Raw genomic sequence first — 12200 nt, 5'->3', positions numbered from 1 at the left:
TCACAGACCCGAGGAGGACCCCGATGATCTCCGTCATGTTCAGCGTTCGGCGCAAGAAGGAGCTGAGCGTCTCGGAGTTCCACGAGTACTGGAGGAACGTGCACGGGCCGCTGGTGTCCGCGCACGCCGCGGTGCTCGGCATCCGCCGGTACGTCCAGCACCACGGGGTGCCAGGTCGGATCACGGACGCCCTGGGTCGCGCACGCGGCACGGACGTGCCGTTCGACGGAGTGGCGCAGGTGTACTTCGACGACCTTGAGGCGATGCTCGCGGCGGGGAGGTCCCCAGCAGGACGCGCAGCCATGGAGGAGCTCGTTGCCGACGAGGCGCGGTTCATCGACTTCGCCACCTCGTCGATCCTCCTCGCCGACGAGGTCGTGCTGGCCGAGCGTTGAGCGCCATGCTCGGCCGGGCATAGCACGGCCCCCGGCGGGCAGGGTCAGCCGTCCAGCCGGTCGCGTACCTCGAACTTCTTGAGCTTGCCCGACACGGTCCGGGGGAGCGGCTGCTCCTGGAACAGCCACCGGCGCGGCCGCTTGTACTTCGCCAGCCGCTCGCTGGCGAACGAGACCAGCTCCTCCACGGTCACCGGCGCCCGGGGCACCACGACGGCGAGGGCCACCTCCCCGAAGCGGTCGTCGGGGACACCCACGACGGCGGCCTCACCGACCGCCGGGTGCCGCGCCAGGACCTGCTCGACCTCGGCCGGGTAGACGTTCAACCCGCCGGTGATGATCATGTCCTTGCTCCTACCGGAGATGAACAGGAACCCGTCCTCGTCCAGCCGACCGAGGTCACCGGTGCGATACCAGCCCTCGGCGAAGGCCACGGCGCTCTCCTCCGGTCGGTTCCAGTAGCCCAGCGCAGTGGCAGGTGAGCGGATGACGACCTCGCCCACGACGCCCGGCGGCAGATCCTGCATCGCGTCGTCGACGACGCGGAGCTGGGTCATCACGCCCCCCTTGCCGACCGACCCGAGCTTGGTGTCGGCGTACCCCGGGAGCAGGAAGACGCCGCTGGAGGGGAACTCGGTCATCCCGTAGAACTGGACGACATCGCAGCCGGGAACACGCTCGCCGATGGCGCGCATCAGCTCCACCGGCACCGGCTCACCCCCGGTCACGATCATTCGGAGCTGGAATCCACGCTCGGCGCTGAACTCCTCGATCTCGAGCAGCTTGCGCATCACCAGGATCGGCAGGGCGGTGATGGTGACCCCCCGCTCGACGAGAGTGCGGCTGAGCTCGACCGGATCGAGGGCGTGGCCCGAGCCGACGACGACGGTGCCGCCGCTGAGGAGGGTCGCCAAGGTGAACCCGTGGAAGCCGGCAACCCAGCCGAAGGACGAGACGACGAACATGACGTCGCGGGGACCCAGCTGGAAGTCGCCGACCTGGCTGAGCGCGTTGAGCAGCACCGTGCCCTGCGTGTGGACCGCCCCCTTGGGCCGCCCCGTCGTGCCCGACGTGTACTGGAGCAGGAAGGGCTCGTCGGTCGCGGCTCCCTCGTCGAGCTCCAGCGCCGGGTCGACGGGAAGGGCGGCGACGTCCACCGACTGCCAGCCCGGCCGCTGCCCCTCGACCAGCAGCAACCGGTTCGCAAGCCCTGGGTGGTCGACAAGGAAGTCGGCGCCTGCCACGAGCTCACCGTCCGTCACCACGGCGACGGCACCGGAGTCCTGGATCAGGTGCTCGAGCTCGTCCGGCACGAGGAAGTGGTTGGCGGGTACCAGGACCGCCCGCAGCTTGGCCACCGCGAAGAACAGGTCGAACCACTCCACGCGGTTGTGCATGAATCCGAGCACGCGATCGCCACGGCGCACGCCCACCGAACGCAGGTAGGCGGCCAGCCCGTTCGCCCGCCGGTTGAGGTCGGCGTACGTGTGCTCTCTGCCGCGGGCGACCACGGCCAACCCGCGCTCGTTGACCGCGCCCGAGGCAGGGTGCTTGCTGATGAGGTGGTCGAGTCGCAGGTGCATGCGGAGATGGTCCGACCAGAAGTGCCGGCCGGTCGTCCGGTGTTGCAGCTTCGGACAGGGCGACGTGACGTTATCGGTGAGGAACCGGACCTCACGGCTCGGGCTGCAGGGGCTCGAACCGGGGGCGGCGCTTGTCCTGGAAGCTTGCCACTCCCTCCGCGAAATCGGGCCAGGCGAAGGAGTCGAGCATCTGTTGAGCCGAGTGTTCGACGGCATCGTCCCGCGACATCCCGGGGTGGAGATTCACCTGCTGCTTGATGACGCGCATCGAGGCCGGGGAGACGTTGTCCACGAGGTCCTTCGCGTAGGCCAGCGCCTCGTCGAGAAGATCCTCGTCGCTGACGACGCGGTGCACGAGCCCCATCTCCAGCGCTTCGACGGCGGTGATGGTCCGGCCGGACAGCAGGAGGTCGAGGGCGACGGCACGTCCGGCGATGTGAGGTACCAGCCACGCGAGTCCCTGTTCAGCCACCAGCCCCCGCCGGCTGAACATGGCGCTCAGCGTCGCTCCGGCGGCTGCGAAGCGGATGTCGCAGGCGAGAGCGTGGACGAGCCCGAGCCCCAGACAGTAGCCGTTGACGGCCGCGATGACCGGCTTGGACAGCGACATGGCAACGAGGTGCCCGCGCGGGTCGTCGGCTCCCGCATCCGCCCCGTGCCGGGACAGGTCCGCGAGTGCGGCCATGTCCCCACCGACGCTGAAGGCACGCCCTTGTCCCGTGACCACGATCGCCCGCACGGAAGGATCGCCCGCTGCCGCCTCGAGGGCGTCGAGGTACTCGCGGACCAGCTTGTGGTCGAAGGCGTTGAGCTTCTCGGGGCGAGCCAGCGTCACGATCCGGACGCCCGTGACGTCGACGATCTCGACGCTACTCACGCCGAGCCCCCGGCAGCAGGAGCTCGGCGCCGCGCGTGCAGGGGCCCTCGGAGTCCCGTCATGACCAACCTCGCCGACTGGTGGATCGCTCCCACGGAGCGCGTGACGACCACTATGGCCGACGGCGTCGCAGCCTCCATGTCGTGCTTTGAGACATCCAACCGACGGCACCGGCACGTCGTCACCCGCCGCCTTTCGCGGGCTGTGATGGCTCATCGTGCGACACCGCCCCGGTGACCTCCGACCCCACACTTGGCACAGGAGCAGTCGGCAGGTCCGTACTTCGGGACAGGGAGGTGGGCACTAGTGAGCGTGTCAGATCGAGTTGCGGTCGCGCAGGTGCCGGCACTGGACGAGTTCGTCGCCGGTGCGGAGAGCTTCCTGGCGGGGGCTCGCGCGCGTCGTGTGAGCAGGGCGTCCAGGTGGGGGCGTGGACGTGACTCGGTGAAGCTGGTGGGGTCCGACATCGATGACGCTGCCGCACCGGGTGTCCTGGCGGCGCGCGCGTGGCAGGCCGAGAAGGCCGCTGCGGGCTACGGGTGGATCACCGGGCCCAGGGAGCTCGGAGGTACCGGGCTGCCCAGCACGCATCAGCTCGCCTTCTCGCGTCTGGAGGCGCAGTTCGATGTGCCGGATCCGACGTCGTTGGTGATGGGTCTGCACCTGCTGCGACCGACGGTTGCTGCGTGGGGACATGGCGAGCTGCCGAACCGGGTGTGCCGAGCCTTCACGAATGGCGAGATCCTGGGCTGCCAGCTGTTCTCCGAGAGCGAGGCCGGGTCTGATCTGGCGGCGCTGCGGACGACGGCCAGTCGGGAGGGCGATGTCTGGCGGGTGACGGGACAGAAGCTGTGGAGCTCCATCGCGCACATCGCCGATGTGGGCCTGCTGCTGTGCCGCACGGGTGATGAGGCAGATCGGCACCGCAACCTCACGATGTTCCTCATCGACATGGACACCCCCGGGATCGATGTCCGCCGTATCCGGCAGATGACGGGGGAGGCGTCGTTCAACGAGGTGACGTTCGACGACGTCTACGTGCCCGACGACCGTCGGCTGGGCGAGGTCGACGGCGGTTGGAAGGTGGCGATGTCGACCATCTCCAGCGAACGCTCGGCCATCGGTGGGGGCCAGGCGAACAACCCGGTCGACGTCGAGCTGTTGGTGGAGATGGTGCGTCGCTTCGGCGCGGGGGACGACGTCACGCGCGACCTACTGGCGCAGGCGCTCATTGCGATCCGGGTGGCCGACGCGTTCAACGCGCGGTGCACCGAGGAGATGCTCAGCGGCAGCTTCCAGGCGCCGGTTGCGTCGGTGGCCAAGCTCTTGATGATCAGCTCGGTGCGCAAGGTGGCCGGCCTGGTCGACCACGTGCTGGGGCAACGGGCGGTTGCCGATACCGGTGAGTGGGGGACCTACGCCTGGCGAATGATCGGGCTGGAGATCTCGGCGTACAGCGTCGGGGGCGGAAGCGACGAGATCCAGCGCAACGCCGTGGCCGAGCGTGTCCTTGGTCTACCCCGGTGAGACCGAATGCAAAGGATGACATGACCTACACACTCACTGCCGATCAGCAGGACATGCGCACGGTCGTGGCCGACGTGCTCGCCAAGCGGTCGGGCTCGGCCGACGTGCGCCGCGTGATCGCCGGCCCCGAAGACGTCGACGAGGCCGTGTGGCGTGCACTGGCCGTCGAGCTGGGACTCGCCGCTGTGCTGGTGCCGGAGGACGCGGGCGGGTTGGGCCTTGGTTGGGCCGAGGTCGCCGTCGTCCAGATCGAGCTCGGCAGGTCCTTGGCCTGCGTGCCGTACTTCGCCAGTGGTGTGGTGGCCACGCACGTGCTGACCCGGGTGGATCGTGACGGTGTCCACCGTGACCTCCTGGAGGCCATGGCCGCGGGTTCACTGACGGCGACCCTCGCGCTCCGCGGCCCCGACACCCGATCGTGGTCGGTGGACGGGACCGGGGTTGCGGCCACCACCCGTGGGGGAGGGGTCGGTGTGCTCACCGGTGAGGCGCTGTTCGTGCAGCACGGCGCCTCGGCCGATGTGCTGCTCGTCAGCGCCGCCGACGAGCAGGGTCTCGGCCTGTACCGCGTCGAGAGCAGCCAGGCGGGTCTGACTCGCACCCCGTTGCCGACCCTCGACGCGACCCAGCCCCAGGCCCGGCTGACGTTCGAGGGGGTGGAGGGGACGCGGGTCGGGGACGGTGACGTACGAGGGCCGTTGACCGAGGCGCTGGGTCGCGCGCAGATCGCCCTGGCCGCCGAGCACGTGGGGGTGGGGCGCGCCTGTGTCGAGATGACCATCGACCATGTGACGCACCGCGAGCAGTTCGGCCAACCGATCGGCGCCTTCCAGGCCGTCAAGCATCGCCTCGCGGACGCCTTCTGCGGTGTCGAGGCCGCTGACGCTGCGGTGCGGCTCGCGGCCGAGCAGGCCGATCTCGACGCCACGGACGCCGCGCTCTGCGCGGCCGTGGCGGTCGCGGCCGCCAGCAGCGCGATGCTCACCGCGGCGGCCGAGTGTGTCCAGCTCCATGGCGCGATGGGCTTCACCGAGGAGAGCGATGCCCATCTCTACCTCAAACGCGCCAAGACGTCGGCCCAGCTCCTCGGAGCACCAGCCCAGCACCGCTCGACGGTCAGCGCACTCTCGGGCCTCTGATCGGTGCGGGCCGCCCGGATCGAGGCCTTCGCTGGGCCCGACGCAGTCCACGTCCGAGAGATCGACGCACCGGCACCCGGTCCGGACGAGGTCCTCATCGACGTCCATGCGGCGGGCCTGGCGTTTCCCGATGTCCTGCAGACACTGGGAGGTCATCAGTCCCGTCACGAGCTGCCGTTCGTGCCCGGGTCCGAGTTCGCAGGACGTGTCGTCAGCGCCCCGCGTGGATCCCGGTACCGCCCCGGCGACCGCGTCGTCGGCATCGGGCCCACTGGTGGGCTGGCCCAGCTGGCGGTCACCCCGGTATCGATGACTCTCCCCCTCGGGCAGGGCATCTCGTTCGAGCAAGGCGCCGCGCTACCCGTCAACTACCTCACCGCCGCCTACATGCTCCTCGACCGTGGGGGCATCCGGCCCGGGGACTCCGTGCTCGTCCACGGAGCCGGAGGCGGCGTGGGTGTCGCCGCCATCCAGGTGGCGCGCGCTCTCGGCGCCGGCCGGATCCTGGCGGTGGCCTCCTCGGCGGAGAAGAGGAGGCTGGCCGAGGACGCCGGAGCCGACGACGTCCTGGAGATCGAGGGCTTCAGGGGGGCAGTGCACGACGTCACCGGAGGCAGGGGCGTCGACCTGGTCGTGGATCCCGTCGGTGGCGATCGCTTCGACGACTCGGTCCGGTGCTTGGCCGACGAGGGACGACTGCTGGTCGTGGGGTTCGCCGCAGGCGGCATCCCCACGGCACAGACGAACCGACTCCTGCTCCGCAATCTCGCGGTGGTCGGCGTCCACCTCGGGCGCAAGCTCATGCTGGACCCCGGTGCGGCGCTGCGCTGGTGGGAGCGGCTGCTGCCGCACATCGAGGCCGGCCGGCTCGTGGCACCGGTCGCCCAGAGCTTCGCCCTCGACGACGTCCGGGTCGCCCTGCACCGCCTTGCCGACCGGGCTGTGGCCGGCAAGCTCGTCGTCAGGCTCCGCCCGTGAGCAGCTGGAGTGTCGACGTGGGGCGCGGCTACGTCAGGAGCTGCAGCTGACGGGCTTGGGCAACGAGGACACCGTCACGATCCCACAGCTCACAGTTCTCATCGTGCAGCCCGCCCTCGAGGTACCGGGTGCTCATCCGGGTCGCGAGCCATCCCGGTGCCGGAGCAGCGTAGAGGTGGACGGTGAGCTGGAGGGTCGTGGTCGAGTACTCACCGAGCTCGAAGCAGGTGCTGACGAAGCTGTCGGTCAAGAGGGCGAGCGCGGGTGGGCTCACCTCCGTTCCGTCCTCGAGCAGCTGCCATCCGTCGATCACCGGGTCACCGGTCGGTGCGCCCAGCGACCAGCCCGGGGGTGTCGGTGTGGCTTGGGCAACTCTCTCGAGCAGGCCGCGCCGGAGCATCGTGTCAGGGATGGGATCGACGCACTCGTCCGGGGAGGGCAGGTTCGGTGCGGGGAGGCCCTGGTAGAGCTGGCCCTCACGGCGCCCTCCGAAGCTGGCGGTGAGAGTCGCCAGCAGCTTGTCGCCGGCCATGAGGTCGGCCTGCGCAGTGTGGATCCGGCGGCCCTTCTTCAGCGAGCGGCAGCGCAGCTCTGCTTCACCCACCCGAGCCGGCGAGAGGAAAGTGACGGAGGCCACGACCGGGTCGTCCCGGCCGATCTCCTCGCCGAGCCCGCGGAGCATGGACGCGAGGATGTAGCCGCCGTTGACCTTCCCGAAGGGCGTGAGCCAGCGTTCGGAGAGCGACAGGCGGCGGACGCCCTCACCATGCGGCGTCGAGGCCGTGTCGCGGGAGAACCAGGTGGACGTCATGCGCTGAAGACCGTGACGACGCAGGCGTTGCCGTCGACGCCCCCGGCACCGCCCCCCATGGTCTCGACGAGGCCGGTACGAGCTCCGTCGACCTGACGGGGCCCGGCCTCCCCGCGGAGCTGGGTGACGATCTCGGCGACCTGCGCGGCCCCCGTCGCGCCCAGGGGGTGCCCGCGGGAGAGGAGCCCGCCCGAGGGGTTGACGGGTTGCCGACCTCCGAGTCGGGTATGGCCGGACTCGACCAGTCGGCCGCCCTCGCCGACCGGACACATACCCAGAGCTTCGGTGGTCACGATCTCGCCGATCGTGAACGCGTCGTGGACCTCGAGGACATCCACCTCCTCGATACCCCGGCCGGCCGCCACGTAGGCGTCCTGCGCCGTGCGTGCGGCGAGGTCGAAACCCCAGACGTGGGGGCTGCGATGGTCCCACAGCCCTCCCGTCCGCATGGCCGAGCCGGCGACCGTCACATCGCGTGAGGTCCGCCTGGTCCTGCTCACCACGGCCGCCCCGGCGCCGTCGGCGATGGCGCAGCACTGGAGCAGTGTCATCGGGTCGGCAATGAGCCGAGAGGACAGGACCTCGTCGAGCGAGACCTTTGCCCCGTGCTGGGCGCGGGGGTTGAGGAGCCCGTGTTCATGGTTCTTGACCGAGACCATGGCCAGCTGTTCCGCGGTGAGGCCGTACAGCTCCTGGTAGCGGGTCGCCGACATCGCGTACAGGGCGGGCAGGGCGAGTCCCGTCCGTCCTTCGTGGTCCCGCTGTTCCACGGGGATCGCGCCGGTGAAGCGCGAGGTCAGGTGCTCGACACCGACCACCAGCACGGTGTCGTAACGGCCGAGGTCGACCGCTGCCGCGGCCTCGTGGAACGCCTGTGTCGAGCTCGCGCAGGCGTTCTCGAAGATCGAGATCGGCAGGTCGGTGATGCCCATCCGGTGCAGCGCGCGTTGCGCGATGCCAGGTTCACCGAAGCAGGTCCCGAGGAAGACGGCGTCGACCTTCTCGACCTCCGCGTCCCGCAGCGCTTCGCCGACCGCCGACCAGACGAGCTCGGCGGTGCTGCGCTCGGGCTGCTTGCCGAACATCGTGGTGCCGACACCGTGGACGAATGTGGGCATCAGGCGTCCGTCCCGTCGAAGAGAAGGTCACCCAGTGCCGAGCTCCCACGGAGCGTGACGGCCGCCCCGACGGGCAGCCTGTGCGGCGAGCTGAGGTGCCCGAGCACCCGGGGCCCGTCGTCGAGATCGACGTAGGCGAGGGCGTACGGAGGCTCGCGTCCGGGCAAGGGCACTCGGACGACGGTGCTCGACCAGACGGTTCCGTGCGGCCCGAAGTCGTGCTCGCGTAGATCGCCGCGACACAGAGGGCACCACGGCGCGCGGAGAGCGAGCGGATGGACGCACCGAGTGCACCGCCAGCCCGCGAGGCGAACCTGTCCGCCGGCATCGACGGCGGTGGCCGGCCGCGGTTCGGGGAAACGTTCCGTCGCAATCACATCGGTGCTCATCGTCATCTGCTTCCTCAACGTCGACGTCTCGAGGCGGACGCGACTGCGAACTTCCGTCGAACCGCTGGAAGTGCACGGCGTCGTGTGGCTAAGATACCAAACAACCAGACGGTTGGTTGAACTTGGGACTGTAGGCGGGAGGCCGAGATGGTGGAGCTGAGCTCAGAACGGCGTGCGTTCCAGGGGACCCTCCGAGACTGGGTGGACCGGGAGTTCCCGAAGACGCTCGTCATCGAGCTCGAGAGACAGGAGCACGTGTACCCGCACGCCCTGTGGGACGAGATGACGAAGATGGGGTTGCACGGGCTCGGCATCAGCGAGGAGTACGGGGGAGCCGGTGGCGGGCCCGTCGACTCCGCGATCGCTGCCCGAGAGCTCGCGCGCAACCTCGGCGGCCTGACCTGGGTCTGGGCGATCACCGCCTTCGCCGGCTCACGTGCGATCGGCTCTGCGGGGAGCGACGAACAGAAGCGTGAGTTCCTCCCGCAGATCGCCGAGGGGCGCCTCCGGTTCGCGATCGCGGCGACGGAACCGGGTGGAGGGACGGATCTTCTCGGTGCCATGCGCACCCGGGGGGAGCGCGTCGACGGCGGGTGGAAAATCAACGGCCAGAAGATGTGGTCGACCGGTGCCGCCGAGGCCGACTACCTCCTGCTCATCGCCAAGACGTCGGAAGCCAGGGAGGGCTCCCGCCACCCGGGGACCACGGCTTTCCTGGTCAAGCGTGACCAGCCCGGTATCACCACCTCCTACATCCCCAAGATCGGGATGCGCGCCGTCGGCTCGTGCGAGGTGTTCCTCGACGACGTCTTCGTGCCCGACGAGCACGTGCTCGGGGAGGTGGACCGAGGGTTCCGGGCGATGACGACGACGCTCAACCACGAGCGGGTCATCAGCGCCGCGATGGCGCTGGGAATGATCGACGGCGTCGTCGAGGAGGCCGTCGACTACGCCACCCAGCGCGAGGCGTTCGGCAAGGTCATCGGCGGCCACCAGATCATCCAGCACTACATCGCGAACCTCGTCATCTGGCAGAAGCAGGCCGAGCTCCTGGCCTTCGACGTCGCGGGGCGTGAGGAGGCCGGGCTGCCGTACGAGATGGAGGCCAAGATCGCCAAGGTCGCGACCTCCGAGCATGCCGTGGCCGCAGCGGACCTGGGGTTGCAGGTGCTCGGCGGGATGGGCCTTGCCCAGGAGACCAACATGCAACGCTACTGGCGAGACGTCCGTCAGTTCAGGATCGCTCCCATCTCCAACGAGATGGCTCGCAACTCGATCGCCGAGTCGGTCGGCATGCCCCGCTCGTACTGACGCCAGCGAGGAACTGACGATGAGAGGGACACCGTGACTGTCGAACTTGCCGTGCTCGAGTCGCTCCGGGAACGTGAGCTCCCCGGCGGCACCATCGAGATCCCGCGCCACGAGAGCTTCATCGCAGACCATGCGGTGCGCGCGCCGGGCGACCCGGATGTGGCGCACCCCGTGTGGTTCATCGTCGCGTCGCTGCGCTGCATGGGCATCTCCGTCGACGAGCTCATGGCACTCGCCAGCGCCGGCCCTCACGACGTCCTCTTGTACGGGCAGGTGGACGTCTCGATCGAGCGGCCCCTGCTGGTCGGTCGCACCTACCGCGCCGCAGCCACGATCGTCGACGTCGGTCGCTCCGCCATGCGTGACGACACCGTCCTGGACCGGATCGTCGTCCGGGTGGCGATCGGTACCGACGAGGACCCGCACGGCGTCGTCGAAGCGACGTATCTGTTCAAGCGAGGGGACTGACGTGACGATCCAGCAAGCAGAGGCGGGCACCGTGGCGGTGGGCGACGAGCTGCCCACCATGGAGGTCGGCGACATCGACGTCGAGCACATCCTCCAGCTCGCGCTCATCCTCAGGGACGCCAACCCCATCCACTACGACCTCGACGCCATCGCGGCGGCTGGTCTGGGGGAGGTAGAGGTCAACCAGGGAGGCGCGACGGCCGCGTACATCCTCAACCTGCTGAGTGCGTGGTCAGGCTCCCGATCGAACATCCGCCGGTTGAGGTGCCGGTTCAGTGCGAACGTCTTCGCCGGCGACGACGTCCTGGTCGGAGGAACCGTCACCGCCATCGAGGAGTCCTCCGACGGGCAGTTGGTGACCTGTGACGTGTGGGCTGCCGTGCATGGTGGGGACCGAGCGATCACCGGTACCGCGACTGTCCTCCTCCCCGCCGACGGAGGCATGCGTGTCGGAGGACGGTCATGAGCACGCCGGTGGCCGGACCGCTCGTCGGTATGAGGGTGGTGGAGCTCGCGGGCATCGGGCCCGGTCCCCACGCCGCGATGATCCTCGGAGACCTCGGTGCGGACGTCGTCCGGATCGAACGTCCGGGAACGGCGGCGCTGGACCCGATGGACGGCGTGCCGAACCACGTGCTGCGCAACCGACGTTCGGTCGCGGCCGATCTCAAGAACGTAGAGGACCGTGAGCGTGTGCTGCGGCTGGTCGAGCGCGCCGACGTGCTGATCGAGGGGTACCGGCCGGGGACGGCCGAGCGGCTGGGGCTCGGACCCGACGACTGCGCGGAGGTGAACCCGCGGCTGGTCTACGCACGGATGACGGGGTGGGGCCAGGACGGGCCGCGCAGCGCCACGGCCGGCCACGACATCAACTACCTTGCACCGACCGGGATTCTCCACGCGATCGGTCGGGCAGGTGAGCGGCCCGTGCCGCCCCTCAACCTCATCGGTGACTTCGGCGGCGGTTCCATGCTGTTGGTCGTCGGTGTCCTCGCGGCGCTGTGGGAGCGGGAGCGGTCCGGCTTGGGGCAGGTCGTCGACGCAGCGATGGTCGACGGCGCGAGTCTGCTGGCACAGCTGGTCTGGGCCATGCGCGCGGCCGGCGCACACACCGACGCGCGAGAGGACAACCTCGTCGACGGTGGCGCGCCCTTCTACGACACCTACGAGTGCGCCGACGGTCGCTACGTCGCGGTCGGTGCGATGGAGCCCCAGTTCTACGCCCAGCTCCTCGACGGCCTGGGGATCGATCCGACGACGCTGCCGGCCCAGCTGGACCAGTCCGGATGGCCCGAGATCAGGCAGCGCATCGCCGAGGTCTTCGCCACTGAGAGCCGCGCGCACTGGGCGGCCGTCTTCGACGGGACCGATGCCTGCGTCTCACCGGTCCTGAGCTGGGCGGAGGCCAGTGCGGACGAGCACCTGAGCGCGCGTGGCACGGTCGCCGAGATCAACGGTGTGACCCAGGCTGCGCCGGCACCTCGGTTCTCGCGGACGTCGGCGCGGGCGCCCCGAGCGCCCCGCGCGGCCGGCCAGGACACCGCCGAGGTGTTCGACGAGTGGGGCGCGGAGCGCTGACCGGAAACGGCGGACCGGGCTCCTCC

The 12200-nt window shown here is 69.8% G+C and carries 13 protein-coding genes and 1 pseudogene; 9 read left to right on the top strand and 5 right to left on the bottom strand.

The genetic code is table 11. From position 1 onward, the window contains the following. Positions 1–23 precede the first annotated feature (23 nt). Positions 24–395 carry an EthD domain-containing protein gene (locus EJK16_RS10100; protein WP_127128887.1) on the top strand — a complete coding sequence of 124 codons (372 nt, stop codon included), beginning with the start codon at positions 24–26 and terminating at the stop codon, positions 393–395. A gap of 44 nt (positions 396–439) precedes the next feature. Here the strand turns inward: EJK16_RS10100 and EJK16_RS10095 are convergent, their stop codons facing one another. Further along, the gene (locus EJK16_RS10095) at positions 440–1978 is read right to left on the bottom strand and encodes a class I adenylate-forming enzyme family protein (RefSeq protein ID WP_164737274.1); all 1539 of its coding nucleotides are present in this window, start codon (positions 1976–1978) and stop codon (positions 440–442) included. 91 nt (positions 1979–2069) lie between these two features. Continuing rightward, a complete protein-coding gene (locus EJK16_RS10090; protein WP_164737273.1) occupies positions 2070–2855 on the bottom strand; it encodes an enoyl-CoA hydratase-related protein in 786 nt (261 codons plus the stop codon). 444 nt (positions 2856–3299) lie between these two features. Here EJK16_RS10090 and EJK16_RS10085 point away from each other — a divergent pair, with 444 nt between their 5' ends. The 4 genes and pseudogenes from EJK16_RS10085 to EJK16_RS10075 all read left to right on the top strand — a co-directional run bounded on the left by EJK16_RS10085 (position 3300) and on the right by EJK16_RS10075 (position 6499). Continuing rightward, positions 3300–4382: an acyl-CoA dehydrogenase family protein gene (locus EJK16_RS10085; RefSeq protein ID WP_127128881.1), complete on the top strand. Its 1083-nt coding sequence runs from the start codon at positions 3300–3302 to the stop codon at positions 4380–4382. Positions 4383–4402: 20 nt separating this feature from the next. Next, on the top strand, positions 4403–5521 hold the full coding sequence (locus tag EJK16_RS10080; RefSeq protein ID WP_127128879.1) for an acyl-CoA dehydrogenase family protein: 1119 nt from the start codon (positions 4403–4405) through the stop codon (positions 5519–5521). A 3-nt stretch (positions 5522–5524) separates the two neighbouring features. Further along, positions 5525–5767 (top strand): annotated as a pseudogene (locus tag EJK16_RS20225) (alcohol dehydrogenase catalytic domain-containing protein); the annotation flags it as partial. A 63-nt stretch (positions 5768–5830) separates the two neighbouring features. Beyond that, a complete protein-coding gene (locus EJK16_RS10075) occupies positions 5831–6499 on the top strand; it encodes a zinc-binding dehydrogenase (protein ID WP_240645946.1) in 669 nt (222 codons plus the stop codon). Between the two features lie 28 nt (positions 6500–6527). On the opposite strand, the gene EJK16_RS10070 is transcribed toward EJK16_RS10075, so the two are convergent. The 3 genes from EJK16_RS10070 to EJK16_RS20445 are packed head-to-tail and all read right to left on the bottom strand — an operon-like array spanning position 6528 to position 8817. After that, positions 6528–7310 (bottom strand): thioesterase family protein, encoded by a 783-nt coding sequence (locus EJK16_RS10070; RefSeq protein ID WP_127128876.1) that lies wholly within the window; start codon positions 7308–7310, stop codon positions 6528–6530. Continuing rightward, complete coding sequence (locus EJK16_RS10065; RefSeq protein WP_127128874.1) at positions 7307–8428, bottom strand: thiolase family protein; 1122 nt, start codon at positions 8426–8428, stop codon at positions 7307–7309. The genes EJK16_RS10070 and EJK16_RS10065 overlap by 4 nt, the downstream gene beginning before the upstream one ends. Next, positions 8428–8817, bottom strand: a complete 390-nt coding sequence (locus tag EJK16_RS20445; RefSeq protein ID WP_255411489.1) for a Zn-ribbon domain-containing OB-fold protein — start codon at positions 8815–8817, stop codon at positions 8428–8430. The genes EJK16_RS10065 and EJK16_RS20445 overlap by 1 nt, the downstream gene beginning before the upstream one ends. A 147-nt stretch (positions 8818–8964) precedes the next feature. Here EJK16_RS20445 and EJK16_RS10055 point away from each other — a divergent pair, with 147 nt between their 5' ends. The 4 genes from EJK16_RS10055 to EJK16_RS10040 are packed head-to-tail and all read left to right on the top strand — an operon-like array spanning position 8965 to position 12174. After that, positions 8965–10128 (top strand): acyl-CoA dehydrogenase family protein, encoded by a 1164-nt coding sequence (locus tag EJK16_RS10055; protein ID WP_127128870.1) that lies wholly within the window; start codon positions 8965–8967, stop codon positions 10126–10128. A 33-nt stretch (positions 10129–10161) separates the two neighbouring features. Continuing rightward, entirely contained in the window at positions 10162–10596 is a 435-nt protein-coding gene (locus EJK16_RS10050) for a hypothetical protein (protein ID WP_127128868.1), read from the top strand. Position 10597: 1 nt separating this feature from the next. After that, positions 10598–11062 (top strand): MaoC/PaaZ C-terminal domain-containing protein, encoded by a 465-nt coding sequence (locus EJK16_RS10045; protein ID WP_205739696.1) that lies wholly within the window; start codon positions 10598–10600, stop codon positions 11060–11062. Beyond that, positions 11059–12174, top strand: coding sequence for a CaiB/BaiF CoA-transferase family protein (locus tag EJK16_RS10040; protein ID WP_164737272.1), 1116 nt, complete (start codon positions 11059–11061; stop codon positions 12172–12174). The genes EJK16_RS10045 and EJK16_RS10040 overlap by 4 nt, the downstream gene beginning before the upstream one ends. Positions 12175–12200: the final 26 nt, after the last annotated feature.

It is taken from the genome of Georgenia sp. SYP-B2076, from assembly GCF_003991205.1.
Classification (GTDB): Bacteria; Actinomycetota; Actinomycetes; order Actinomycetales; family Actinomycetaceae; genus Georgenia.
The sequence above is the reverse complement of the archived record's forward strand: the minus strand, read 5'-3'. Positions and strand labels throughout refer to the sequence as shown.

Excerpts from the sequence above, each read along its gene's own strand:
- EJK16_RS10100 (WP_127128887.1), top strand. The coding sequence starts at position 24 with ATGATCTCCGTCATGTTCAGCGTTCGGCGCAAGAAGGAGCTGAGCGTC.
- EJK16_RS10095 (WP_164737274.1), bottom strand. The coding sequence starts at position 1,978 with ATGCACCTGCGACTCGACCACCTCATCAGCAAGCACCCTGCCTCGGGC.
- EJK16_RS10080 (WP_127128879.1), top strand. The coding sequence starts at position 4,403 with ATGACCTACACACTCACTGCCGATCAGCAGGACATGCGCACGGTCGTG.
- EJK16_RS10075 (WP_240645946.1), top strand. The coding sequence starts at position 5,831 with ATGACTCTCCCCCTCGGGCAGGGCATCTCGTTCGAGCAAGGCGCCGCG.
- EJK16_RS10070 (WP_127128876.1), bottom strand. The coding sequence starts at position 7,310 with ATGACGTCCACCTGGTTCTCCCGCGACACGGCCTCGACGCCGCATGGT.
- EJK16_RS10065 (WP_127128874.1), bottom strand. The coding sequence starts at position 8,428 with ATGCCCACATTCGTCCACGGTGTCGGCACCACGATGTTCGGCAAGCAG.
- EJK16_RS20445 (WP_255411489.1), bottom strand. The coding sequence starts at position 8,817 with ATGAGCACCGATGTGATTGCGACGGAACGTTTCCCCGAACCGCGGCCG.
- EJK16_RS10055 (WP_127128870.1), top strand. The coding sequence starts at position 8,965 with ATGGTGGAGCTGAGCTCAGAACGGCGTGCGTTCCAGGGGACCCTCCGA.
- EJK16_RS10040 (WP_164737272.1), top strand. The coding sequence starts at position 11,059 with ATGAGCACGCCGGTGGCCGGACCGCTCGTCGGTATGAGGGTGGTGGAG.